This is a genomic window from Acidovorax sp. (assembly GCF_021287135.1).
Classification (GTDB): Bacteria; Pseudomonadota; Gammaproteobacteria; order Burkholderiales; family Burkholderiaceae_C; genus Acidovorax.
Genome location: NZ_JAJTBB010000006.1, coordinates 26908 through 52024 on the forward strand (window position 1 = coordinate 26908; position 25117 = coordinate 52024).

Annotated in this window: 14 protein-coding genes; 12 read left to right on the forward strand and 2 right to left on the reverse strand. The window is 66.3% G+C overall.

What is annotated here, in order from left to right; translation table 11 throughout:
• Window positions 1-3 precede the first annotated feature (3 nt).
• Together LWW96_RS01330 and LWW96_RS01335 are read left to right on the forward strand one after the other, a co-directional pair.
• Window positions 4-549, forward strand: coding sequence for a YfiR family protein (locus tag LWW96_RS01330; protein WP_291483865.1), 546 nt, complete (start codon window positions 4-6; stop codon window positions 547-549).
• Window positions 546-2507, forward strand: a complete 1962-nt coding sequence (locus tag LWW96_RS01335; protein ID WP_291483866.1) for an EAL domain-containing protein — start codon at window positions 546-548, stop codon at window positions 2505-2507. The genes LWW96_RS01330 and LWW96_RS01335 overlap by 4 nt, the downstream gene beginning before the upstream one ends.
• Here LWW96_RS01335 and LWW96_RS01340 read toward each other — a convergent pair.
• The gene (locus LWW96_RS01340) at window positions 2495-2854 is read right to left on the reverse strand and encodes a YciI family protein (protein ID WP_291483867.1); all 360 of its coding nucleotides are present in this window, start codon (window positions 2852-2854) and stop codon (window positions 2495-2497) included. The genes LWW96_RS01335 and LWW96_RS01340 overlap by 13 nt on opposite strands.
• Window positions 2855-3327: 473 nt before the next feature.
• Between LWW96_RS01340 and leuA the strand changes: the two genes are divergently transcribed.
• The 8 genes from leuA (at window position 3328) to LWW96_RS01380 (ending at window position 21036) form a co-directional block, all read left to right on the forward strand.
• On the forward strand, window positions 3328-5019 hold the full coding sequence (gene leuA, locus LWW96_RS01345) for a 2-isopropylmalate synthase (protein ID WP_291483868.1): 1692 nt from the start codon (window positions 3328-3330) through the stop codon (window positions 5017-5019).
• A 103-nt stretch (window positions 5020-5122) separates the two neighbouring features.
• Window positions 5123-6685 (forward strand): class I SAM-dependent DNA methyltransferase, encoded by a 1563-nt coding sequence (locus LWW96_RS01350; protein ID WP_291483869.1) that lies wholly within the window; start codon window positions 5123-5125, stop codon window positions 6683-6685.
• 2 nt (window positions 6686-6687) lie between these two features.
• Complete coding sequence (locus LWW96_RS01355) at window positions 6688-8418, forward strand: restriction endonuclease subunit S (protein WP_291483891.1); 1731 nt, start codon at window positions 6688-6690, stop codon at window positions 8416-8418.
• Window positions 8419-8440: 22 nt separating this feature from the next.
• Window positions 8441-10096, forward strand: coding sequence for an ATP-binding protein (locus LWW96_RS01360; protein WP_291483870.1), 1656 nt, complete (start codon window positions 8441-8443; stop codon window positions 10094-10096).
• Between the two features lie 170 nt (window positions 10097-10266).
• The gene (locus LWW96_RS01365; RefSeq protein ID WP_291483871.1) at window positions 10267-13731 is read left to right on the forward strand and encodes a DEAD/DEAH box helicase family protein; all 3465 of its coding nucleotides are present in this window, start codon (window positions 10267-10269) and stop codon (window positions 13729-13731) included.
• A gap of 82 nt (window positions 13732-13813) precedes the next feature.
• A complete protein-coding gene (locus LWW96_RS01370; protein ID WP_291483872.1) occupies window positions 13814-14320 on the forward strand; it encodes a C40 family peptidase in 507 nt (168 codons plus the stop codon).
• Window positions 14321-14495: 175 nt separating this feature from the next.
• Window positions 14496-15596: a 3-deoxy-7-phosphoheptulonate synthase gene (locus tag LWW96_RS01375; protein WP_291483873.1), complete on the forward strand. Its 1101-nt coding sequence runs from the start codon at window positions 14496-14498 to the stop codon at window positions 15594-15596.
• 562 nt (window positions 15597-16158) lie between these two features.
• Window positions 16159-21036 (forward strand): EAL domain-containing protein, encoded by a 4878-nt coding sequence (locus LWW96_RS01380; protein WP_291483892.1) that lies wholly within the window; start codon window positions 16159-16161, stop codon window positions 21034-21036.
• A gap of 1004 nt (window positions 21037-22040) precedes the next feature.
• Here LWW96_RS01380 and LWW96_RS01385 read toward each other — a convergent pair.
• On the reverse strand, window positions 22041-22640 hold the full coding sequence (locus tag LWW96_RS01385) for a Spy/CpxP family protein refolding chaperone (protein ID WP_291483874.1): 600 nt from the start codon (window positions 22638-22640) through the stop codon (window positions 22041-22043).
• Window positions 22641-22945: 305 nt separating this feature from the next.
• Here LWW96_RS01385 and LWW96_RS01390 point away from each other — a divergent pair, with 305 nt between their 5' ends.
• Both LWW96_RS01390 and LWW96_RS01395 read left to right on the forward strand, forming a co-directional pair.
• Window positions 22946-23986, forward strand: a complete 1041-nt coding sequence (locus tag LWW96_RS01390) for a recombination-associated protein RdgC (RefSeq protein WP_291483875.1) — start codon at window positions 22946-22948, stop codon at window positions 23984-23986.
• 83 nt (window positions 23987-24069) lie between these two features.
• Window positions 24070-25089 carry an acyltransferase gene (locus LWW96_RS01395; RefSeq protein ID WP_291483876.1) on the forward strand — a complete coding sequence of 340 codons (1020 nt, stop codon included), beginning with the start codon at window positions 24070-24072 and terminating at the stop codon, window positions 25087-25089.
• The last annotated feature ends 28 nt before the right edge of the window (window positions 25090-25117 follow it).

The following is a 25117-nucleotide window of genomic DNA, read 5'->3' on the forward strand; positions in this document are numbered from 1 at the left end:
CTGATGGCCCGCGCCCTGCGTTTGCCCAACCTGCTGTGGAGCAGCCTGTGGCTGCTGTGCTGCAGCGGCGGTGCGGCGCAGGCGGCCGGGCCGGTGGAGGAACCTGATCTCAAGGCGGCGTACGTCTTCAACTTCATCCAGTTCGTGGAGTGGCCCGACAGCGCGGCGGCGCCCGAGGGCGAGTGGCCCGTGTGCGTGTCGCCGTTCAGCCCGCTCAAGCGCGCGCTGGCCGCGCTGGAAGGCCGCCCCGTGCGCAAGGGCCGCGTCCTGCGGGTGCGCCTGCTGGAGCCCGGCGATCTGCGGCAGTGCCGCGTGCTCGTCCTGAACGGCCCGGAGACGGAGCCGGCGCTGCGCGCCCTGCGGGCGCTGCCCGCCGGGCACGGCATTCTGACCGTGGCCGACGAGGGCGTGGCGGACCACCCCGACATCGTGATTGCCCTGGGCCGCCAGGCCCAGCGCATCGTGTTCGCAGTGAACACCGACGCAGCCGGCCGGGCGGGGCTGACCGTCAGCTCGCGCCTGTTGCGCCTGGCCAAGGCGGCGCCATGAACCCGCAGCGCTCCGCCACCGCCACCCCCACGGTCCCCGAGGACGGGCCGGAGCCCCGGCAGGCGCCGCCACTGCTGCTGTCGTCGCGGCTGGTGGTCACCGGCATCCTCGCGGCGGGCCTGGCGTTGCTGACGGTGGTGCTGGCGCTCACCGGGCTGGACTACTGGAGCACCCGCCAGTCGATGCTGGAGGACAGCCGGGTGGAGGCCGCCATCGTGGCCGACAACCTCTCGGCCGCGGTGGTGTTCCGCGATGCGCGGGCGGCTGGCGAAATGCTGGCCGCGCTCAAGGCCGCCCCGCTGGTGCTGGGTGCGGGCGTGTACGACGCCGACGGCCTCCTGCTGGCCCACTACACCCGCGAGACGGGCCAGCGCTTTGCCCCCACGCTGGCGGACACCGGCCTGCAGCCGGCCAGCGAGCGCGCCGGCCTGCGCGTGCTGGAGATCGCCCGGCCGGTGGAGATGGCGGGCGTGGCGTCGGGCACGCTGTACTTCCGCAAGTCGATGCGCGCGGTGTACTCGCGCCTGCTGGTGCGCTTTGTCGGCGCATTGCTGATCGCCGGCTGCACCATGGCCATGGCAGTGGCCCTGGTGCTGCGCAGCCGCGCGGCCGTGCGCCATGCGGAAAACCGCCTGCACGCGCTGGCGCACACCGACGCGGTGACGGGCACGGGCAACCGGCATGCCTTCAACGAGCGCCTGGCCGCCGAGATTGCGCGCGCCCAGGCCCTGGGCACGCACCTGGCGCTGGTGTACATCGACCTGGACAATTTCAAGACCCTCAACGACACCTTCGGCCACGCCGCCGGCGACGGGCTGCTGCGCCAGGTGGCGCGGCGGCTGCAGTCGGCGCTGCGCACCAGCGATGCCCTCTCGCGCGTGGGCGGCGACGAGTTCGCCGTGGTGCTGCGGCTGGACATGGACGACGCCGGGCTGCACCGCTACGGGCAACGGATCGTGGGCACTTTTCGCGAACCCTTCCTGGAACTGGGCCAGCAGCTGACGATGACCTGCAGCGCGGGCATCGCCACCTTTCCCGCCGACGCCGCAGACATGGACAGCCTGGTCAGCAATGCAGACACCGCCATGTACCGCGCCAAGGAGATGGGCAAGAACCGCTGTGTGCGTTTTGAAGCGTCCATGAACCAGGCCGTGGTGCGGCGCCAGGCCATCGAGCAGGCGCTGCGCGGGGCCCTGCAGGAGGGCGAAGGGCTGTCGATGCACTACCAGCCGCTGTTTGCCGCGGCCGACCGCGCCCTGGTGGGGGCCGAGGCACTGCTGCGCTGGACGCACCCGGAGCTGGGCCAGGTCTCGCCGCTGGAGGCCGTGATGGCGGCCGAGGACTGCGGGCTGATCGTGCCGCTGGGCTACTGGGTGCTGCGCACCGCCTGCCGCGACGCCGTGCGGTTCCAGGCGCACGGCCCGCTGCGGGTGTCGGTCAACATCTCGGCCCGGCAGCTGGGCGACCCGCAGTTCCTGGAGCGGGTGATGGACATCCTGCGCGAAGAGCAGCTGCCCGCGCAGCAGCTGGAGATCGAACTCACCGAAACCGTGCTGATGGAGAACGTGGAGGCCGGCGCGCATGTCTTGCACCGCCTGAGCCAGCTGGGCATCCACCTGGCCATCGACGATTTCGGCACCGGCTATTCGTCCATGGGCTATCTGCGCCAGCTGCCCGTGCGGCGGCTGAAGATCGACCGCAGCTTCGTCAAGGACCTGCCCGCGCACGAGCACAGCCGCACCATCGTCACGGCCGTGGTGGCGCTGGCCCACGGGCTGGGGCTGCAGATCACGGCCGAAGGCGTGGAAACGCCAGAGCAGGCGGACTACCTGGTGCGCCAGGGGTGCGATGTGCTGCAAGGCTACCTGCTGGCGCGGCCCATGCCGGCCGCGCAGCTGCAAGCCCTGCTGGCGGGTGGCACCCCCGGCGCTGCGGCGGGCGCCCTTCAGGCGCCTTGATAGCAGGGCGCCACTTCGCGCACCTCCACCGTGGCCCACTCGGCGGCCGGGCATTCGCGGGCCAGGGCCACGGCCTCGTCGCGGGTGGCGCAGTCCACCAGGAAGAAGCCGCCCACCATCTCCTTGGTTTCGGCAAAGGGCCCGTCCACCATGCGGGCCGCGCCGTCGCGCACCTGCAAGCGCACGGCCTGCTCGGTGGACGCCAGCGACTCGGTGGCCAGCAGCAGGCCGCGCGCCTTGAGGCCGTCGCCAAACCGCAGCATGCGCGCATACGCCTCCTGCCCGCCGGCCAGGCCCCGCTCGGCCCGCTGGCCGGGGGGTTCCATGATGAGCAGCATGTAGGGCATCGGAGTCTCCTGAACGAAGCGAGGGCAGGGCGCGCTGGCCGGCTGAAGCGGCGCGAAAGCGGCCATGCTACCAGCGGCCATGCCCCTGCACCGCCACGTCATCGGGGCTTTTCATCGCTATATATTTCATAGCTGCTTGCGCTCATCCAGAAAGCGCTGGAGCCACTTTTCATTGAAATTCTTGCGCGCTGCAGCAAGCCTGTGCTATCTTTGCTCCCCTATGCAACGCAGCATGCTCCTATCCACCCTATCGCTAGGCCTAGTGCCTGGCCGGGGTCTGCCTGCGTTCGCCACCCTGGTTGCCTGACCCGTTCAGCGCAACCCCTGATCTCCCCCTGACCCCGGCCCGCGAACCAGCCTTTGCACACGCAAAGGGCTGCAGGGGATGTCACACGTCTTGTTTTTCATTTCGTTGTTGACCCGCGGTGCGCACCCCTGTTGCGCGCGCACTGCACCGTTCGTGGAGCCTTCTCATGATTGCCAAGCCCGCCACCAAGTACCAACCCATCGCCCCGGTCGCCTTGCCCGACCGCCAATGGCCCACCCGCAGCATCACCCGCGCGCCCGTGTGGCTCTCCACCGATTTGCGCGACGGCAACCAGGCGCTGTTCGAGCCGATGAACGGCGAGCGCAAGATGAAGCTCTTTGCCGAGCTGGTGCGCATCGGCTTCAAGGAGATCGAGGTCGGCTTCCCGGCCGCGTCGCAGACCGACTTTGACTTTGTGCGCCGCCTCATCGACGAGCACCTGATCCCCGACGACGTGACCATCATGGTCATGACCCAGTCGCGTGAAGACCTGATCGCGCGCACCGTGGAAGCCGTGAAGGGCGCGCCGCGCGCCATCGTGCACCTGTACAACGCCACCGCGCCCGCGTGGCGGCGCATCGTGTTCGGCATGAACGTGACGCAGGTGATGCAGCTCATCAGCCACCACGTGGGGTACCTCAAGCAGCTCACCGACGCACAGCCCGCCACGCAGTGGACCTTGCAGTACTCGCCCGAGACCTTCAGCGCCACCGAACTCAGCGTCTCACTCAAGGCCTGCCAGACGGCGATTGCCGCGTGGAGCGCCGGCCCCGGCCGCCCCATCATCATCAACCTGCCCACCACGGTGGAGAACGCCACGCCCAACGTGTTTGCCGACCAGATCGAGTGGATGGACCGGCACCTCAGCCCGCGCGAGCACATCGTGCTCTCGGTGCACCCGCACAATGACCGCGGCACCGGCGTAGCGGCGGCAGAACTGGCCATGATGGCCGGTGCCGACCGCGTGGAAGGCTGCCTTTTCGGCAACGGCGAGCGCTGCGGCAACGTGGACATCGTGACCCTGGCGCTCAACATGTACACGCAGGGCGTGCACCCGAACCTCGACTTCTCGGACATCACCTCGGTCGCGCGCATTGCTGAGGAATGCACCGCGCTGCCCGTGCACCCGCGCCACCCGTATGCGGGCGACCTGGTGTTCACCGCGTTCTCGGGCTCGCACCAGGACGCGATCAAGAAGGGCTTTGCCGCGCAGGACCCGAACGCACTGTGGGAAGTGCCTTATTTGCCCATCGACCCGGCGGACCTGGGCCGCACCTACGACAGCGTGATCCGCGTGAACAGCCAGTCGGGCAAAGGCGGCATCGCCTTCTTGCTGGAGCGCGAACACGGCGTGGTGATGCCGCGCCGCATGCAGGTCGAATTCAGCGCCGTGGTGCAGCGCCAGACCGACACGAGCGAGGGCGAGATGACGGGCGACGCGCTGTGGGCACTGTTCCAGACCACCTACCTGCGCGCCCCCGCGCACGCCGCCATCACCTGCCACAGCCACCGCATCGACGACGACGGCCAGGGCATCGAGCTGGACGTGACCATCGACGGCACGCGCCAGACCTTGCGCGGCCAGGGCAACGGCCCCATCGCCGCCACGGTGGACGCGCTGGGCCTGCCGCTGCGCGTGGACCACTATGAAGAGCGCGCCACCGGCACCGGCGCCCACGCCCAGGCACTGGCCATCGTGGAAGCCGCGATGGACGGCGTGGCCGGCGCCACCTTCGGCGCAGGAAGCAGCCACAACATCGTGACGGCCTCGGTGCAAGCCATCGTGAGCGTGGCAAACCGGCTGATGGCACGGCGAGGCAGAGCGCAGACATCAAAAACCATAGCTGCCAGCGCTTGATGGCTAATCGCTAGAGGCCGATTTGGCTATGAATCCAAGGTGACGCACTCTGGCGTGGCAGACTCGCTGTTTTCCCCTCAAGAACGCAGCGAACTGCCACCCCATGCTCACTGGTGAACTCCGCAACAAGGTCGATCAAGTCTGGAACGCCTTCTGGTCCGGCGGCATCGCCAACCCCATTGAAGTCATAGAGCAGATCACCTACCTGCTTTTTCTGCGCGCGCTCGACAGCGACCAGACCCGCGAAGACAACAAGGCCCTGCGCCTCAAGACCCAGCCCGTGCACCTGATCCCCGCGGGCACCGATGCGCAAGGCCGCGCGCACGACGCCATGCGCTGGTCCCGCTTCAAGAACATGGCCCCGGCCGAGATGTTCGACGTGCTCAGCAACCAGGTCTTCCCCTTTCTGCGCGGCCTGCAAGCCTCGGGCGGCCCGGCGGCGGAGTCGGCCTTTGCGCACCACATGCGCGATGCCCGCTTCACCATCCCCACGCCCGGCCTGCTAGCCAAGGTGGTGGACTTGCTCGACACCATTCCGCTCGACGACCGCGATACCAAGGGCGACCTGTACGAATACATGCTCGGCAAGATCGCCTCTGCCGGGCACAACGGCCAGTTCCGCACCCCGCGCCACATCATCGACTTGATGGTGGCCCTGACGGCCCCCACACCGCAAGACACCATTTGCGACCCGGCCAGCGGCACCTGCGGTTTCTTGGTCGCCGCGGGCGAATACCTGCGCCGCACCTACCCCGACATGCTGCGCGTGCCCGCGCAAAACAAGCACTTCCACAGCGGCATGTTCCACGGCTACGACTTCGACAACACCATGCTGCGCATCGGCAGCATGAACATGGTGCTGCACGGCGTGGAACACCCCGCCATCGAATACCGCGACTCCCTCGCCGAAGGCGCGGCGGGCGACGCCGAGGCCTACAGCCTCATCCTGGCCAACCCGCCCTTTGCCGGCAGCCTGGACTACGAAAACACCGCCAAGGATTTGCAGCAAACCGTCAAAACCAAAAAGACCGAGCTGCTCTTTCTGGCCCTGTTTCTGCGCCTGCTCAAAACCGGCGGGCGGGCGGCGGTGATCGTGCCCGACGGCGTGCTCTTTGGCAGCAGCAAGGCCCACAAGGAACTGCGCCGCAAGCTGGTGGAAGAGCAAAAGCTCGACGCCGTCATCAGCCTGCCCGGCGGCGTGTTCAAACCCTACGCGGGCGTCAGCACCGCCATCCTGCTCTTCACCAAAACCATGAGCGGCGGCACCGACCACGTGTGGTTCTACGACATGCAGGCCGACGGCTGGAGCCTGGACGACAAACGCCAGCCCCTGCTGGACGCAAGCCGTTTGGGCCTGCGGCCCAGCGCAGACAAGCACGAGCCGCTATCAGAAGCAGAGCACGCCAAAAACAACCTGCCCGATGTGCTCACCCGCTGGGCGCAGCGCAACGGCACCGAACGCGAGCGCCCCCGCACCGCGCAAAGCTTTTGCGTGCCCAAGGCCGACATTGAGGCCAATGGGTACGACCTGAGCATCAACCGCTATAAGGAAGTGGTGCATGAGCAGGTGCAGCACCGGGCGCCAGGGGAGATCTTGGCGGAGCTCCGGGCGCTGGAGGATGAGATTGCGCGGAGGATGGAGGTGTTGGAGGGGATGTTGAAGTGAGTGTGCCCCTTGTAAAAGTCAGCGACGTTTGCGAACAAATCCGTGGCGTCAGCTATTCAGGTGACGACGCCATGGCTGTTCCTGAGTCTGGCTATTTGGCCGTTCTACGTGCAAACAACATCACAGACGAGGGCTTGTCATTCGACGACCTGACGTACGTTCCAGAAGCACGCATTTCAGCGAAGCAACTCGTAATTGCAGGCGACGTAGTTATCGCCGCGTCAAGTGGGAGCCTGAGTGTTGTCGGAAAAGCTGCGCCTGCAATGCAAAACCTCAATATGGGTTTCGGTGCTTTTTGTAAGGTCCTACGCCCGAACAGCAAGGTCGATCACGCTTACTTCGCTCACTTTTTCAAAACGAGAAGCTACCGGCAAAAGGTTTCGTCTTTGGCCGCTGGTGCGAATATCAACAATTTGAGAAATGAGCATTTGGACGATCTGCCGTTTCCCCTGCCCCCGCTGGAAGACCAACGCCGCATCGCCGCCATCCTCGACCAAGCCGAAACCATCCGAACCCAACGCCGCACCGCCCTGTCCCTGCTCGACAGCCTCACCCAGTCCCTCTTTCTCGATATGTTTGGGGACCCGGTGGCGAATCCGAAGGGCTGGCCGACGGAATCGCTGACCGATCTTTGCCACTGCTACAGCGGAGGCACACCATCAAAAGCAAAGAGAGAGTATTGGGAAGGTGAGCTACCTTGGTTCAGTGCCAAGGATATGAAGGCCGAAGATTTGTTTGACTCGGAAGATCACATCTCAGGGCAGGTGCCCGAAACGACAACTTTGAAGCTGTTGCCCAAAGACACTGTTGCGATAGTGGTGCGGGGAATGATCCTCGCTCATACGTTTCCGGTTTGCGTTTTACGGATACCAGCGACGATCAATCAAGACCTGAAAGCGCTCTTGCCCAAACAACCCGTCAACAGTCAGTTCTTGGCAGCATGCTTGCGCAGTCAGTCAGGATTCGTTCTTGAGAAGGTTTCCGAAGCGGGTCATGGGACAAAGCGATTGGATACCCAAGGCCTACAGAGCATCCGAATCCCAAGACCTGGTGATGCGTTAGAACAAACCTTTGCCACCCGCATCGCCTCCATCGAAGCCCTTAAAGCCACCCACCGACGCGCCCTGGCCGCGCTGGATGCTCTGTTCGCCTCGCTGCAGCAGCGGGCCTTCAGTGGTGAGTTGACTCTGGCTGCCCCACGCTCTCCAGCCCAAAGCCTTGAGCATTTGCAGCAATTGGAAGCGTCCATCGGCCTAGAAGCATTGATCTTTATTGCCAAGCGCATGCCCGATGGCGATCTCTACAACTCCCTCAAGGCCATCTACTTTGCGGACAGGCACCATCTGGAGCACCACGGGCGCCAGATTTACAACGAGACCTATTGCGCACTACCCCATGGCCCGGTCCCTCAGTCGGCTTACGACGCCACGCGGGTGCTCATTGGCGAACGGATGTTCAGCGACTTTGACGACGACGCCATGCGTGCCGCCCTGCGCCGCAATGACAAGAAACTCACGGTCCTGCGTGATGCCGATTTCAGCAAGCTCAGCCGGTCGGTGGTGGAGAGCCTGGAATGGGCCATCCGTTACTGCAGCGACATGAAGTTCGGGCAGACCAAGACGGCATCCCACGACAGCGCCTACGAGCGCGCGCCTAAGAACGAGGCGATCCCGCTGCAGTACATCATCGACACGTTGCCGCCCGAGGCCCGTCAGCGCCACTGGGATCTCTAAGCTCCAAAGCCCCGCCCACACCATGCCCACCTCCGTCGCCCAGCTTCAACAATGGCTGCTTGAACCCGAAGGCCAGCGCCTGGAGTTCAAGGAGGCCAAGCAGCGCTACGACTTTGAAAAGCTGCTCAAGTACTGCGTGGCCCTGGCCAACGAGGGCGGCGGCACCATGGTGTTGGGGGTGACGGACAAGCGACCCCGGCGCATTGTGGGCACCCAGGCGTTTGAAGACCCGGGCCGCACCGAGGCGGGCTTGCACACGCGGCTGGGGCACCGCATTCCGGTGGAAGAGATGCGCTTGCCTGAGGGGCGCGTGCTGGTGGTGCATGTGCCGTCGCGCCTGCCGGGTACAGCGTGGAATGTGGATGGCAGCTACTTCAAGCGCGCAGGCGACGACTTGGCCCCGCTGGCCGACCACGAACTGCGCGCCATGTTTGCCGAAGGGGGACCTGACTTTTCAGCCCAGCCTTGCCCCGGTGCCACGCTGGCCGATCTGGAGCCGGAGTCCATCGCCCTGTTCCGCGAACGCTGGGCACGCAAGAGCGGTGACCCACGCAGGCGTGAGTTGAGCGATCTGCAAACGCTGCGCGATGCAGAGCTGCTGGTAGAGGGCGATCAGGTGAGCTATGCGGCACTCATTCTGTTTGGCACGCATGCGGGCCTGACGCGCTGGCTGGCGCAGGCCGAACTGGTGTTTGAGTACCGCTCGTCCGAGGCCGCAGGTCCGGCGGCCGACCGGGAGGAATACCGCGCAGGCTTCTTTGCCTGGCAAGACGCGCTGTGGAAAAAGATCAACCTGCGCAACGACCGGCAGAGCTACCAGGACGACTTTTTCCGCATGGATTTGCCCACGTTTGACGAGGTGCCGGTGCGCGAGGCCATCCTGAACGCGGTAGCCCACCGCGACTACCGACTGGGCGGCTCCATCTTTGTGCGGCAGTTTGCCAAGCGGCTGGAGGTGGTGAGCCCCGGCGGCCTGCCGCCCGGCATCACGCCCGAGAACATCATTGACCAGCAATACCCACGCAACCGCCGCCTGGCCGAAGCCCTGGGGCGCTGCGGGCTGATCGAGCGATCCGGCCAGGGCTTGAACTTGATGATGGAAAGCGCCGTGCGCCAGGGCAAGCCGCTGCCCAGCTTTGCGGGCACTGCCGCGCACGAGGTACGGCTGACACTGGAGGGCGGGGTACGCAACCCGGCGTTTGTGCGGTTTATGGAGCGGCTGGGGGACGAGACGCTGCGCAGCTTTTCGACCCTCGACTACCTCGCGTTGGAATGCCTGCAACAAGATCGCCCTTTGGCGCCCGCGTTGCAGGAACGCCTTCCGGCACTGGCAGAGGTGGGCGCCGTAGAGGTCATTGGAAAAGGCAAGACCGCCAAATACATGCTGGCCGCCGCCTTGTATGCGACGCTGGGCAGCAAAGGCACCTACACCCGTAAACGGGGGCTGGACCACGGCACCAACAAGGCTTTATTGCTGCAACATCTCAAAGACCAGGGGGAAGCGGGTGCGCCGCTGAGCGAGTTCCGCCAAGTGCTGCCGTCCCTGCCTATGAAGGCGGTGCAAAAGCTGCTGGACGAGTTGCGCAATGAAGGGTTGATCAACGTTTTGGGCCAGCGCCGCTGGGCCCGCTGGTATCTTGCCGATGCAGCCGTCTTTGACCCAAAGGGCAATACCTAGAGGTAAAGCAATGCTTTACACCGCAGAATGTTCCATATAAATCAACAACTTATAAAACCCAAAACATTCCAAAAAGGCACGATAGCGGTTAAACAGTTTGTTTAAACCAAACCGTCACAGTAAACGACCTATCCCAAACGCCACCTTCCTCGCGCAGCAAAGGCAACGCTTTGACGACCTCCAATTTCAGCTTTTTGCAGTCTGATTGGCCCGACCTGCTGGCCGAAGCCCGCCGTGCCGAGGCAGCAGCCCATGCCGACCCGCGCACCGCCTGCTTCTACGCGCGCCGCACGCTGGAGTTGGCCGTGGCTTGGCTCTACCAAGCGGAAGGCGGCCGGGGCGGGAGTCTGCGCATGCCGTACAAGGCCGATTTGTCGGCCTTTTTGTTCGAGCCCAGCTTTCAGCAACTGGTGGGGCCGACGGTGCACACCAAGATGGATGTGATCCGCCGCCTGGGCAACAAGGCGGTGCACGATGTGCGCCCCGTGGCTGCGCAGGATGCGCTCAATGCGCTGCGCGAACTGTTCCATGTGGCGTTCTGGCTGGCGCAGCACTATGCGCGCCGTGTGGGCGATCGGCCTGGGGCAGGGCTGCAGTTTCGCGTGGACCTATTGCCACCGCCTGCCAGCACGGCAGTGGCGCAAGAGCAGGCCGCCAGCCGCGCCGCCCAAGCGGCAGCGCAAGAGGCATTGGCCCGACAAGCCCAAGCCCTGGCCGAGCGCGACGCCGCACTGCGGGAAGCGGCTGCCCGCAATGCCGCGCTGGATGCGGAGCTGGCCCGCTACCGCGCCGAAATTGCCGCGGCCAAAGCTGCCAACGCCGCGCAGCCCGCCACAGCGCACGACTACAACGAGGCCGCCACGCGCGACCTGTTCATTGACCTGCTGCTCAAAGAAGCCGGCTGGGCGCTGGACCAGCCCCGTGACCGCGAGTTTGAAGTGCAGGGCATGCCCAATGGTGAAGGCAAAGGGTTTGTGGACTACGTGCTGTGGAGTGGCGAAATCCCCCTGGCTATTGTGGAAGCCAAGCGCACCCGTCGCAGCGCCCAGGAGGGCCAGCAGCAGGCGCGCCTGTATGCCGACTGCCTGGAGCGCAGCACCGGCCACCGCCCCGTGATCTACGGCACCAATGGCTACGAACACTGGATGTGGGACGACACCACCAGCCCGCCGCGCGCGGTGCAAGGCTTTCACACCAAGGACGAGCTGGAGCTGATGGCCCAGCGCCGCGCCACGCGCAAGCCACTGGCAGGGTTGCCCATTGCAGCGGGCATTGTGGAGCGCCACTACCAGCAGCGCGCCATCCGGCGCATTGCCGAAACCTTTGAGCGCGACCAGCACCGCAAGGCGCTGGTGGTGATGGCCACGGGTGCAGGCAAGACGCGCACGGTGATTGCGTTGGTGGACTTGCTCATGCGCGCCAACTGGGCCAAGCGCGTGCTGTTTCTGGCCGACCGCGTGGCGCTGGTGAACCAGGCGGTGAATGCCTTCAAGGCCTTTTTGCCAGACGCTGCACCCGTGAATCTGGTGACCGACCGGGCCACTGAGGGCCGGGTTTATGTGTCCACCTACCCCACGATGATGGGCCTCATCAACGAAAGCGCAGGCGGTGGCAAACGCCGTTTCGGCGTAGGGCACTTTGACCTGATCGTGGTGGATGAGGCGCACCGCTCCATCTACCAAAAGTACCGCGCAATCTTTCATTACTTCGATGCGCTGCTGGTCGGCCTGACGGCGACACCGAAGGACGAGATCGACCGTAACACCTACAGCCTGTTTGGCCTGGAAAGCGGTGTGCCCACTGATGCCTATGGGCTGGATGACGCGATTGCCGAGGGCTACCTGGCGCCGCCTCGGGCCATTTCGGTGCCGCTGAAGTTCCAGCGCGAAGGCATTCGCTACAACGAGCTGAGCGAGGACGAAAAAGACCAGTGGGACGCGCTGGAATGGGATGAAGAGGGCGGCGAGGCCCCCGACGAGGTGAGCGCCGAGGCGGTGAATCAGTGGCTCTTCAACACCGACACCGTGGACAAGATGCTGGCCCTGCTGATGGAGCGCGGGCACAAGGTGGCGGGTGGCGACCGGCTGGGCAAGACCATCATCTTTGCCAAGAACCAGCGGCACGCCGAGTTCATCCAGGCGCGCTTTGATGCCAACTACCCCGAATACCGCGGCGAGTTTGCGCGCACCATCACCTTCAGGACCGAGTACGCCCAATCGCTTATCGACGCCTTCGGGCAAAAGGACCGCGCACCACACATCGCCATTTCGGTGGACATGCTGGACACCGGCATCGACGTGCCGGAGGTGGTGAATCTGGTGTTCTTCAAGATCGTGCGCTCCAAGGCGAAGTTCTGGCAGATGGTGGGACGCGGCACGCGACTGTGCAAGGAACTGTACGGACCGGGGCAGGACAAGCAGGACTTCTTCATCTTCGACTTCTGTCAGAACCTGGAGTTTTTCAGCCAGGAGCTGGAGGGTAGCGAAGGCGCGCTGGCCCAGCCGCTCTCGCAGCGGCTGTTCAACGCGCGGCTGGAGCTGATCGAAGTGCTCGACAAACGTTTGGCCAGCGACGGCGTGGCTGAAGCGCCCGACCAATCGCCCGTGCTCACGGAGGCCACCATTCGCCGCGACACCGCTGCGCTGCTGCACAGCATGGTGGCAGGCATGTCGCTCGACAACTTTGTGGTGCGCCCGCAGCGCCGCTGGGTGGAGGCCTGGGCGCAAGCCGACGCTTGGACGCGCCCCACGGCCGAACAACTGGCCGAGGTATCCGCGCACCTGTCGGGCCTGCCCACCGCAGTGCGCGATGACGACGAAGACGCCAAGCGTTTTGACGCCCTGCTGCTCGGCACCCAGCTGGCCCTGCTGCGCAACGAACCGGCCCTTGCCCGCCTGCAAACCAAGGTACAGCAACTGGCGAGCAGCCTGCTGGAACTGGCCAACGTGCCCAGCGTGCGCGAACACCTGCTGCTGATCGAGGCGATTGCGGGCGACGAGTGGTGGCAAGACGTGACGCTGCCCATGCTGGAGCAGGCGCGACGCAAGCTGCGCAGCCTCATCAAGCTCATCGAAAAGAGCGGCCGCAAGGTGGTCTATACCGACTTTGAAGACGCCATCGGCGAGACCGCCGAAGTGGATTTGCCCCTGGTGTCCAGCGCAGTGGACTTTGAGCGCTTTCGCGCCAAAGCCAAGGTGTTCCTGCGCGCCCACGAAGACCGTCTGGCGCTGCACCGGCTGCGGCGCAACCTGCCCTTGACCGAGGCCGATTTGACGGAACTGGAATCGATGCTGCGCGAGGCGGGTGGTACCGATGCTTTCGTGGCCCGCGCCCGCGAACTGCATGCCAGCCTGCCGGCATTCATCCGTTCACTGGTCGGGCTGGACCGCGAAGCGGCCGCACAGGCGTTTGCCCATCTCATCGCAGGCGGTACGGCAACTGCGAGCCAGATGCAGTTCATCGAAGAGATCATTCACCATCTCACCGAACATGGCGCCATGCCGGCAGAGCGGCTCTACGCCTCGCCGTTCACGGACATCCATGCCCAGGGGCCGGACGGCGTTTTTGACGCGCACAACGTGGAACGGCTTTTTTCCGCCTTGCAGCAGTTCGAGGCTCCTCGCGCGGTTGCCTGAACATTGGGTTCACTGCGAAATTCATAGCTGCCAGCGCTTGTGGGATAAGCGCTGGAGGCCGATTTGGCCTAAACTTCCGCCCATGCGTGTTCTTCACCGCCTGGGCCTTGCCGCCGCCTGCACCGCCATCCTGCTGGTGCTGGGCGGTTGTGGCACCTCCCGGCCTCCGTCCCGTTCCGTGCCCGTCGCCCCCGTGCGCACCACGCCGCCGCTGTCGGCCGAGCAGGCGCATGACATCGCCATCCATGCCCTGGGCCTGGTGGGCACGCCGTACCGCTACGGCGGCAACACGCCGGAGTCGGGCTTCGACTGCAGCGGGCTGATCGGCTACGTGTACCGCAACCAGGTGGGCACGCCGCCGCCGCGCACGGTGGCGCAGCTGGACACCTGGGGCTACCCCATTGACGGCGGGGAGCTGCGGGCGGGCGATCTGGTGGTGTTCGGCACGGGCTCCCGGCCCAACCATGCGGGCATCTACGTGGGGGAAGGGCGCTTTGTGCATGCGCCCTCCACCGGCGGCACGGTGCGCATGGACCACCTGCAGTCGCGCCATTGGTCGCGGCAGAACGCGGTTTTCAGGCGACCTTGAATTCGGACATCCCTTGAGCGGCTTCCCCGCTGCGCGACGCGGGCAGGGGGACGACGCACCCGCTGCGGGGCGGCCCTTGCTCTGCGCCCACGGGTCGGGGGCGCGCCAGTTTCGATGCGTGTGACCACGGGCTTGGCCAGTCGGCCATGCGCGCCGCGCGACAATCGGGGCCACCATGACCCACGCACACCGCTCCGCCACCCCCGTTTCCACCCACGACACCACCCGCATCGACGACACGCGCATCAAGGCCGTGCGGCCGCTCATCACGCCGGCGCTGCTGCAGGAATGGCTGCCCACGCCCGAGGCCGCGCTCACGCTGGTGGAGGCCAGCCGCGCCGCCATTTCGCGCGTGCTGCACGGCCAGGACGACCGACTGATCGTGGTGGTGGGGCCCTGCTCCATCCACGACCATGGCCAGGCCATGGAGTACGCGCGCGCCCTCAAGGCGCAGGCCGATGCGCTGCAGGACGACCTGCTGGTCGTGATGCGCGTGTACTTTGAAAAGCCCCGCACCACCGTGGGCTGGAAGGGCTACATCAACGACCCGCGGCTGGACGGCAGCTTTGCCATCAACGAGGGGCTGGAGCTGGCGCGCCAGCTGCTGCTGGACGTGCTGGCGCTGGGCCTGCCGGTGGGCACCGAGTTTCTGGACCTGCTGAGCCCGCAGTTCATCAGCGACCTGGTGAGCTGGGGCGCCATCGGCGCGCGCACCACCGAGAGCCAGAGCCACCGCCAACTGGCCAGCGGCCTGTCGTGCCCCGTGGGCTTCAAGAACGGCACCGACGGCGGCATCAAGGTGGCCAGCGACGCCATCCAGGCCGCGCAGGCACCGCACGCCTTCATGGGCATGACCAAGATGGGCCAGGCCGCGATCTTCGAGACGCGCGGCAACCAGGATTGCCACGTGATCCTGCGCGGCGGCAAGCAGCCCAACTACAGCGCCGCGGATGTGGACGCCGCCTGCACCTTGCTCAAGGCGGCCGGCCTGCGCGAGCAGGTGATGATCGACGTCAGCCACGCCAACAGCAGCAAGCAGCACCAGCGCCAGATCACGGTGGCCGGCGAAGTGGCCGCGCAGATCGCGGCGGGGGACGCGCGCATCACCGGCATCATGATCGAAAGCCACCTGGAAGAAGGCCGCCAGGACATCGTGCCCGGCCAGGCCCTGCGCCATGGCGTGTCGGTGACGGATGCGTGCATCAGCATGGCGCAGACCGTGCCCGTGCTGCAGCAACTGGCCGCGGCCGTGCGCGCGCGGCGGGCGCTCCGCTGACGCTGCCGGCGGGGGCAGGGCCTGCCCCCGCCCTTTCCGTCGGTCAGACCGAGGCCGCGCCCGGAGGGGCCACCGCCACCGACGCTGCGCGCCGGGGCTGTGAACGCGGCAAGGGCCGCAAGGGCCGGGATGCCGAACGTGATCGCGCCCACGGTCAGGGCACGGTCAGGGCATGGTCAGGGCGTTTGTGCATGCCGATGGCATACCGGTAGCCGAAGGCCAGGGGTCCCGACAGCGGCGCGCCCACGATGATGGGCGGCCGGCGCGGTCGACGGCGGGGACGGCCGCGCGCATGGGGCAAACCCTCATTCCCCGTGCGCCGGAAGGCTGCGCGGCGCGGTGTAGCATTGATAGTTAACAATTGTGGAACCGGGGGTTTTGGCCTAAAAACGGCAATGTGCCCCCTGCAGGGCCAAGACCGCGATCCCGATCGCCTTGCCACCCGTCCCAGCCACCCGATTGCCCTGATGACGCCGACATCCACGCCCCGCCATGCGCCCCGGTCCCAGGCGGCCCGGGGGGGCGTGCGTGCGCCAGCAGGGCCGGCCTGCGCCCGATGACCATGCCGCCAGCGCACGCTCCCGACGAGGCCGCGCGGCTCCAGGCACTGCACTCCTACGCGATCCTCGACACGCCCGCCGAGGCTGCCTTTGACCAGCTGGCCCTGCTGGCCGCCCAGGTGTGCGGCTGCCCGATGGCGGTGGTGAATTTCGTGGACAGCGAACGCCAGTGGTTCAAGGCCGCGGTGGGCGTTCCGCTGGCGCAGACGGACCGCGCCATTGCGTTCTGCGCCCACGCGCTGGACGGGCGGCGCGATGCCATGGTGGTGCCCGACACCCTGCAGCACCCCATCTTTGCGACCAACCCGCTGGTGCTGGACGTGCCGGGCATCCGCTTTTACGCCTGCGTTCCGCTGGTGACGCCGGAAGGGTTTGCGCTGGGCACCCTCGCGGTGATGGACACGGTGGCGCGCACGCTGGAGGCCCCGCAGCTGCAGGGCCTGAAGATCCTGGCCGACCAGACCCTGGTGCAGCTGGAGCTGCGGCGCCAGCGGCGCGAGCTGGCGCATCTGGTGCAAGAGCGCGACCGGATGCACGCCGAGCTGCTGGCCCAGGGCGAGGCGCTGCGCGTGGCCGGCTCCATCGCCCGCATTGGCGCCTGGACGCTGGACCTGCCGGGCGAGCAGGTGGCGTGGTCGCAGGAAATTGCCGCGGCCTACGGCCTGTCCCACCGCGCCAGCACGCTGGCCCAGGTGGTGCAGCTGTTCAACCCGCCCTACCGCAGCCAGGTGCATCAGGCGCTGGACGATTGCATCGCGCACGGCACGCCGTTCGATCTGGAGGCCGAAGTCACCTTGCCCGGCGGCGTGCGGGTCTGGGCGCGCGCGGCGGGGCAGGCGGTGCGCGACAGCCAGGGCCGGGTCGTGCGCGTGCAGGGGGCGTTCCAGGACATCTCGGCCCAGCACCAGGCGCGGCAGGCGCGCCGCGAAAGCGAGGAGCGTTTCCACCTGGTGTCCCGGGCCACGGCCGATGCGGTGTGGGACTGGAACCTGCACACCGACCTGATGTGGTGGAACGAGGGCATGCAGACGCTCTTCGGCGTGCCCATGGACCAGCTGCCACCCGACAGCACGTCCTGGACGCTGCGCCTGCATCCCGAGGACAGCGAAGCGGTGATCCAGGGCATCCAGGCTTCCATCGCGGGCACGGACCACCACTGGTCGGCCGAGTACCGCTTTCGCCGCCAGGACGGCAGCTATGCCTGGGTGCTGGACCGGGGCTTCCTGATCCGCGACTCCACCGGCAAGGCAGTGCGCATGGTGGGGGGCATGACGGACATCAGCGCGCAAAAGTCGAGCGAGCTGGAGGCCCAGCGGGACGCGCAAGCCCATGCGGAACTGCTGCAGGTGCAGCAGCGCATTTCGTCGCTGGACATGCCGTTGCCCGCGGTGCTGCAGCTGGTGGCCGACACCGTGCTGCGCCAGACACTGGCCCGGGGGGCGGTGGTGGAGCTGCTGCAGGGCCGCCAACTGGTGGCGCAGGCATCGTCGGGCGACCTGGTGCGCCCCCCCGGCCACTTGATGGCGGTGGAGCAGAGCCTGCTGTGGCCCGCGCTGCGCGAGGGGCGCACCGTGGTGTGCAACGACACCGAGGCCGAAGGCTGGGACATGGCGTCGCTGCCGCACCGCCAGGGCGTGCGCTCCGTGATGGCGGTGCCGCTGCGCACGCCGCAGGGCGTGGTGGGCTCGCTCAAGGTCCTGTCGGACCGGGCGAACGCCTTCTCCCGCCGTGACGTGGCGCACCTGGAGATCCTCACCGAATCGCTGGGGGCCATGGTGCAGCTGCGCCACGTCGCGGGGCAGCTGCGGGCGTCGGAGCACCAGTACCGCATGCTGTTCAACGAGCACCCGCATCCGATGTGGGTGTACGACCGGGAAACCCTGCGCCTGCAGGCCGTCAACCAGTCGATGGAAACCCACTACGGCTACACCGAGGCCGAACTGCTGGCCCTGCGCATGCCGGACCTGTGGCCGGCCGCGCAGCGCGCGCACATTGAGGAAGTGCTTCGCTCCCTTTCGATGGACGAGCGCAGCAAGCCCGTGATCAGCCGGCACGTCAAGAAAGACGGCAGCTTCATGGACGTGGAGATCACGGCGGGCAGCATCAGCTTCAACGGTCGGCCGGCCCGCCAGGTGCTGGCCACCGACGTGACCGAGCGCCTGCGCACCGAGCGCGAGCTGGCGCGCATGGGCCGTGCCCAGCGGCTGCTGAGCGCGTGCAACGAAACCCTGGTGCGCGCCACCTCGGAGACCGCGCTGCTCCAGGCCATCTGCCGGATCGCGGTGGACATTGGCGGCTACCGCATGGGGTGGGTGGGTTTCGCCCTGGACGACGACCGCAAGTCCATCCAGCCGGTGGCCCACGCGGGCTACAACAACAACTATCTGGAAAACCTGCGCCTGTCGTGGGACGCTGCGGACCCCTACGGCCGGGGCCCGGCGGGCATGGCCGTGCGCTCGGGCAGGCCGGTGATCGTCAAGGACATCCGGCAGGAGGGCGACTTCGCCGACTGGACGGATCGCATGCTGGACCACGGCTTCCACGGCGTGATCTGCCTGCCGCTGAAGGAGCGCGTGCGCGACCAGGACCGCACCTTCGGCCTGCTGTACCTGTACGCGCCCGACGTGCTGCAGATCAGCCCCGAAGAGGCGGCGCTGCTGCAGGAGCTGGCAGGCGACCTGGCCTTCGGCATCACCAGCCTGCGCGCGCAAAAGGCGCAGCAGCGCCTGCAGGCGTCGGTGCTCAAGGTGGCGGCAGCGGTCTCGGCCAGCACGGGCACCGAGTTCTTCGTGCAGCTGGTACGCAACATGGCCGATGCGCTGGGCGCGCAGGGGGGCTGCGTGGTGCGGCTTCTGCCCCCTGCGGCCGGGCAGCCGCCGCGCGTGGTGACGCTGGCCGCGGTGCTGGACGGGCAGATGCTGCCCAATGACGAGTACAGCCTGGCCGGAACGCCCAGCCTGCAGCTGCTGTCGCAGCGGGAGTATGTGGTGGCGGACAAGGTACAGCAGCGCTACCCCGAAGCGCCCATCCTGCGTTACGTCGGCGCCCAGGGCTATGCGGGCCAGCAGCTGTGCAATGCCGATGGCGAGGTGGTGGGCATCGTGTTCGTGCTGTTCCGCCAGCCGATCGCGGAGACGGGCTTCATCACGTCCACGCTGCAGATCTTTGCGGCGCGCGCGTCGTCCGAGATCGACCGGCAGTTGGCCGACGCGCGCATCCGCCACCAGGCGTCGCTGCTGGACAAGGCGCAGGACGCGATCCTGGTGCGCGACCTGGAGCACCGCGTCATCTACTGGAACAAGAGCGCCGAGCGGCTGTACGGCTGGTCGCAGCTGCAGGCGCTGGGCCAGTCGGTGGAAACGCTGCTCTACGCCGACCCCACGCACTTCCGCCACGCCACCCAGACCGTGCTGGAGCAGGGCGAGTGGACGGGCGAGATCGTGCAGCGCCACCGCAACGGCAGCACCATCGAGGTCGAGGGCCGCTGGACCCTGGTGCGCGGCGAGGACGGGCAGCCGCAGTCCATCCTGGCCATCAACACCGACATCCGCCAGCGCAAGGCCAACGAACGCGAGATCCAGCGCCTGGCGTTCTACGACGCGCTCACGGGCCTGCCCAACCGCATGCTGCTCATGGACCGCGTGGCCCTCGCGCTGGCCAACGCCCAGCGGCGCCAGCAGGGCGGGGCACTGCTGTTCATCGACCTGGACAACTTCAAGACCCTGAACGACACCCTGGGCCACGACCAGGGCGACCTGCTGCTGCAGCAGGTGGCGCAGCGCCTGAACACCTGCGTGCGGAGCATGGACACGGTGGCCCGCCTGGGCGGTGACGAATTCGTGGTCATGCTCGAAGAGCTCAGCGCCAAGCCGCACGAGCTGGCCCTGCACGCGCGCAGCGTGGGCGAGAAGATCCTGACCATGCTGGCCGTGCCGTATGCGCTGGCGGGGTACCAGTACCGCAGCACCCCCAGCATCGGGGTGGCGCCGTTCACGGGCGAGCAGACCAGCGTGGGCGAGCTGCTCAAGCAGGCGGACCTGGCCATGTACCAGGCCAAGACGGCCGGGCGCAACACGCTGCGCTTCTTTGACCCGGGCATGCAGGCGGTGGTGACCGCCCGGGCCGGCCTGGAGACGGACCTGCGCTCGGCGCTGGCCCAGGAAGAGTTTTTGCTGCACTTCCAGCCCCAGGTGCACCTGTCCGGGCAGTGCGTGGGCGTGGAGGCGCTGGTGCGCTGGGCCCACCCGCGGCGGGGCATGGTGTCGCCGGCGCAGTTCATTCCGCTGGCGGAAGAAACCGGGCTCATCCTGCCGCTGGGCCGCTGGGTGCTGCACACGGCCTGCAAGCTGCTGGCCACCTGGCAGGACGACCCGCAGCGGGCCCACCTCACCATGGCCGTGAACGTGAGTTCGCGCCAGTTCCGCCATGCCAGCTTCGTGGACGACGTGGCGCGGGTGCTGGCCATCACCGGCGCACCGGCCCACCTGCTCAAGCTGGAGCTGACCGAAAGCGTGCTCGTCGAGGACATGGAAGCCACCATCGCCACCATGGCCGCGCTGCGCTCGCACGGCGTGGGCTTCTCGCTGGACGACTTCGGCACGGGCTACTCGTCGCTGAGCTACCTCAAGCGCATGCCGCTGGACCAGCTCAAGATCGACCAGAGCTTCGTGCGCGACCTGCTGACCGACCCCAACGACGCTGCCATCGTGGACACCATCATCGGCCTGTCGCGCAGCCTGGGCCTGCAGGTCATCGCCGAGGGCGTGGAAACGCCCGAGCAGCGCGAGCTGCTGGCCCGCGCCGGCTGCCAGCACTACCAGGGCTACCTGTTCAGCCGCCCCCTCTCGGCGGACGTTCTGGACACCTTCCTGCGCACCTGAGGCGGCGGGGGAGGCCTCCGCGGCCTCCTGCACCGCCCTTTCGCCTCGCCTTTTCTCCCCCGCACTCCACTGCTGGCTCTGCTTGACGGCCTTGTCCGGCCGCCCTGGGCCCCTTTTTGCCCCACCCTGTGGACAACCCTGGGCACATTGCTGGCACAACCGGGCAGTTGTCCACAGCAGGACCGGGTTGCGGAAAGTTGTTGTCGGTGGACCCTGCGGTTTCCGGGGGCGTCCCCCACAGCGTTTGGCGCGGCGCAAGTGCGCGCCACCATTGGGAAAACCGGTGTTGTCCACAGAAAACGGCCGCCTCTACTACTACTGCTATTGATTTATAGAGACTTTAAGGAATAACAGGGAACCCCAAAAACCGCCGGCGCGGGCGCAGCCGGGTTGCAGCGCACATCCGAGGGTGGGACGGTCCGGCGGATGGACCGCGGCAAAGACGCCGGCCGGGGCCAGGTACGGCGGGACGGCCGGATGCGGCGGTGCACATCCCGGCCTCTGGACGGCGGCCTGGGCGGACAGGCCGTCGATTTTGCTATTAAAAATATAGCTGCTTGCGCTTATCCATCAAGCGCTAGAGGCACTTTCTGTGCTATTTCTACAGCCACGCACCTGCGGTGCGCAACCTTGGGGATAGTTGTGGCACAACGCAGGGCTTGTCCACAGAAAGGCGGGGGCGGAGCGTTTTGTCCCCGTTCCGGCGACACCCGCAGCCGGGGTTCATGCACAAGGTTGGCCGCGCTGCAAGTGCGCGCCACGGCTGGAGAAAAAGCGGTTGTCCACACCCCGGCCCGGTCCTTACTACTACCACTATGTATTTATAAAAACCTAAGAAGAAAAACCAGGGGGAAAACTGCCGGGGAGGGCGCCGCCCCGTGGAAGCTCAGGGCGTGGGCCGGGACACGGCGCAAAAAAGCCCGGGGTCCGAAGGACGCCGGGCTGGGGCGGCAGGCGCACCGTCCTTTTCCCCAGGACGGCGGCTGCACAGGCGCGGGAGGCCGTTACTGGGCCGGGGCGGCTGGAGCCGGGGCACCTGCCGCTGCAGGGCCGCGCGGCCCCTGGGGGCCGGCGCCAGGGCGTCCATGGTGGCCGTGGGGCCCGGGGCCTTCGCCCCGCATGCCGCCCATGTGCGGATGGTCGCGCCGGGTCTGGGTGTCGAACACCTTTTGCTGCTCGGGCGTGAGGGCCGCGTAGAACGTCTTGGTGGCTTCGCCGCGACGGTCGGCTTCGGCCGCGTGCTGCGCGCGCAGGGCGCGCATGCGGTCGATGCGTTCGGGGGTGGAGAGTTTTTCCATCTCCGAGTGGTCCAGGCGGGCCGGACGAGCTCCGGGCTGCAGGGCGGCGGTGTAGGCCGTCCAGGCGGACTCCTGGGCGGGCGTCAGCTTGAGCTGGTCCTTCAGGGCTGCCAGGCGCTGCGCCCTGTGCGCCTGGTGGCGAGCCATGCGCTGCTCGGGGTCGCCGCCCTTGAAGCGGCCCGGCGCGCCCGAGGCGCCTGCGGCGGGCGATGGAGCTGCCGGCGGCTGGGGTTGGGCCAGCACGGGCAGGGCCAGGGCGGCCAGAACGGCTGTGGCTGCCAGACGGCGTTGGAAGGTGGAAACCATGGTGTGGGTCCTTTCAGGTGGAAGCTCGCCAGGACGACCGTCTCGGCGATTGGCATCCAGTGTCTGCCCCGCATGTAACGCCGCGGTGCCGCTTGGGTGAGTCTGTGTAAAGTTGTGCCAAGAAGCTCCTTGCGCTGCGCGTCCTTCATCGCGCGTCTTGCGGCAGCGCCCGGGCGGAAGCCCGCAGGCCGCCACCGTGCCCTGCGCGCGCGTCAGGGCGGCGAACCCCCGACAATGCAGCGTTCGGCCCTGGCTGCCGATGGATGGGCTTTTTTTTCAACGGTTCAAATAACAAAGGCTAATTCGTGTTCAAGAACATGATCGTGTACCGCATTGCCCCGCAATGGCAGGTTGAGTTGACGCAGGTGGAAGAGGCCCTGGCCAAGACCCCCTTCATGGAATGCGGCGCCACGCAGGAAAAATCCCTGGGCTGGGTGCCGCCGCGCGGCGAGCAGCACGGCGCCCTGGCGGAATCCGTGGGCGGGCAGTGGATCCTGCGCTTCATGGTCGAGTCCAAGGTGCTGCCCGGCAGCGTGCTGGCGCGCAAGGTCAAGGAGAAGGCCGAGCGCATCGAGCAGGAGACCGGCCGCAAGCCCGGCAAGAAGGAAACCAAGGAACTCAAGGAAGACGCCAAGCTGGACCTGCTGCCCATGGCGTTCACCAAGCAGGGCTCGATGTGGGTGTGGATCGACCCCGCCTCGCGCCTGCTGGTGCTGGACACCTCCAGCCAGGGCCGCGCAGACGAGGTGGTGAGCCTGCTGGTGGATTCGCTGCCCGGCCTGTCCGTGGCCCTGCTGCACACCCAGACCAGCCCGCAGGCGGCCATGGCGCACTGGCTCAAGGAACAGGAGCCGCCCGTGGGCTTCAGCATCGACCGCGAGTGCGAGCTCAAGAGCGCCACCGAAGACAAGGCCGTGGTGCGCTACGCCCGCCACCCCCTGGACATCGAGGAGGTGCAGGCCCACATCGACGCCGGCAAGCTCCCCACCAAGCTGGCCCTGACCTGGGACGACCGCGTGTCGTTCATGCTGACCGAGGGGCTGCAGCTCAAGAAGGTGGCCTTTCTGGACACCGTGTTCGAGGGCACCAAGGCGGACGACGGCGGGTTCGACACGGACGTGGCCATCGCCACCGGGGAGCTGGTGAAGTTGATCCCGGATCTGGTGGAGGCGCTGGGTGGGGAGGTGGAGGGTGGGCCCGCGGCTGCAGGGGCGGCCCTTACTCAGCCGGACGGCAAGGCCGCAACTGCCGTTGCCCCGCGCAAAAGCAAAGGCGCTGCCGCGGGGGTGGTCACGGGTCCCGAACAGGAGCCGGTGGACACCGATCCCGGATCGGTGCCGTTTTGACAAGGCGCTTCGCAGCCGCCATAACGCCATGACGGATGGGGAAGGGCTTCACGCTCGTCTCCCCCGTGCCTGAGACAAAAAACATGAATCCAGCAATTCCAGCTTCAAAAAATCACTCCATCGAAACCCTGCGTGCCGCCGCAGTGGTCCTCGTTTTCGTGAATCACCTGCATTCACTGAATATTCTCACGATTCCCTATTTTGGTATCTCGGGAGGATGGATTGGGGTTCAGATATTTTTTGTCATCAGCGGATATCTCATCATCCAGAGTGCTTTGCGGTACTCTGCCGCAGATTACGTCAAGCATCGCGCGCTACGGATCTACCCGGCCTACCTTTTTTGGTTCTTCCTGTTCTCATTGGTTTTCCAGCAGCTTCAATGGAACACGATTGACGTAAAGAGCCTGTTGATCCACTTGGTTTTTCTTCAGCACTTTTTCCCGGCTGCCTACGAGAAGTACAACGCGCTGAGCGTCAGCTGGACGCTGACCATCGAGATGGTCTGGTACGTGGTGGCATTCTTCATTGCCGCCAGGTTTGCCAAAAGCCCCACCAAAATCACAGCGGCCTTTGTGATCGTGGCCTGCTTCTGGGTGTATGGCGGAATGAGATGGCATCCCCTGATCAACCGCCTGGAAGGGATTTACATCTATTTCTTCATTCAGAACAGCGCGTTTGCACAGTTGCCGTTCTTCCTGTTTGGTGCATGGATTGCGGTGAAGCAGCCAAAATATGACAAGGCAGCTTTGTTGTCCCTGTTTGTGTCCACCATCGTGCTCTACAAGGCGTGGGAGCCGGTGTTCATGACACCAATATTCATCACCGGCCTGGGTATTTCAGCCCTCTTTCTGCTGTTGAAGGATACGGAATATAAAAATCCGAAATTCGTGAAAACGCTTTCCGATATTTCTTATTCTTTTTATCTCATTCACTACCCGATCTTGGTGCTGTCAGCCCATGTGGTTCAGAACAAGTACCAGCGAACGCTGCTGGCGTTCGTCGCGACGGTCGCCGTCTCGTATATCAGCTACAAGCTGATTGAACAGCCGTTCATGAACATGGCAAAAAAGCGGTCCAAGGACGCCAGCCCTAGCGCAGCCTGAGGCCAACAAGCCGCCGGGCCCTGTGGCG

Bases quoted from the DNA above. Each gene is read 5' to 3' on its own strand.
- LWW96_RS01395 (WP_291483876.1), top strand. From the start codon at position 24,070: ATGAATCCAGCAATTCCAGCTTCAAAAAATCACTCCATCGAAACCCTG.
- LWW96_RS01360 (WP_291483870.1), top strand. From the start codon at position 8,441: ATGCCCACCTCCGTCGCCCAGCTTCAACAATGGCTGCTTGAACCCGAA.
- LWW96_RS01350 (WP_291483869.1), top strand. From the start codon at position 5,123: ATGCTCACTGGTGAACTCCGCAACAAGGTCGATCAAGTCTGGAACGCC.
- LWW96_RS01385 (WP_291483874.1), bottom strand. From the start codon at position 22,640: ATGGTTTCCACCTTCCAACGCCGTCTGGCAGCCACAGCCGTTCTGGCC.
- LWW96_RS01330 (WP_291483865.1), top strand. From the start codon at position 4: ATGGCCCGCGCCCTGCGTTTGCCCAACCTGCTGTGGAGCAGCCTGTGG.
- LWW96_RS01335 (WP_291483866.1), top strand. From the start codon at position 546: ATGAACCCGCAGCGCTCCGCCACCGCCACCCCCACGGTCCCCGAGGAC.
- leuA (WP_291483868.1), top strand. From the start codon at position 3,328: ATGATTGCCAAGCCCGCCACCAAGTACCAACCCATCGCCCCGGTCGCC.
- LWW96_RS01340 (WP_291483867.1), bottom strand. From the start codon at position 2,854: ATGCCCTACATGCTGCTCATCATGGAACCCCCCGGCCAGCGGGCCGAG.
- LWW96_RS01370 (WP_291483872.1), top strand. From the start codon at position 13,814: ATGCGTGTTCTTCACCGCCTGGGCCTTGCCGCCGCCTGCACCGCCATC.
- LWW96_RS01375 (WP_291483873.1), top strand. From the start codon at position 14,496: ATGACCCACGCACACCGCTCCGCCACCCCCGTTTCCACCCACGACACC.
- LWW96_RS01380 (WP_291483892.1), top strand. From the start codon at position 16,159: ATGCCGCCAGCGCACGCTCCCGACGAGGCCGCGCGGCTCCAGGCACTG.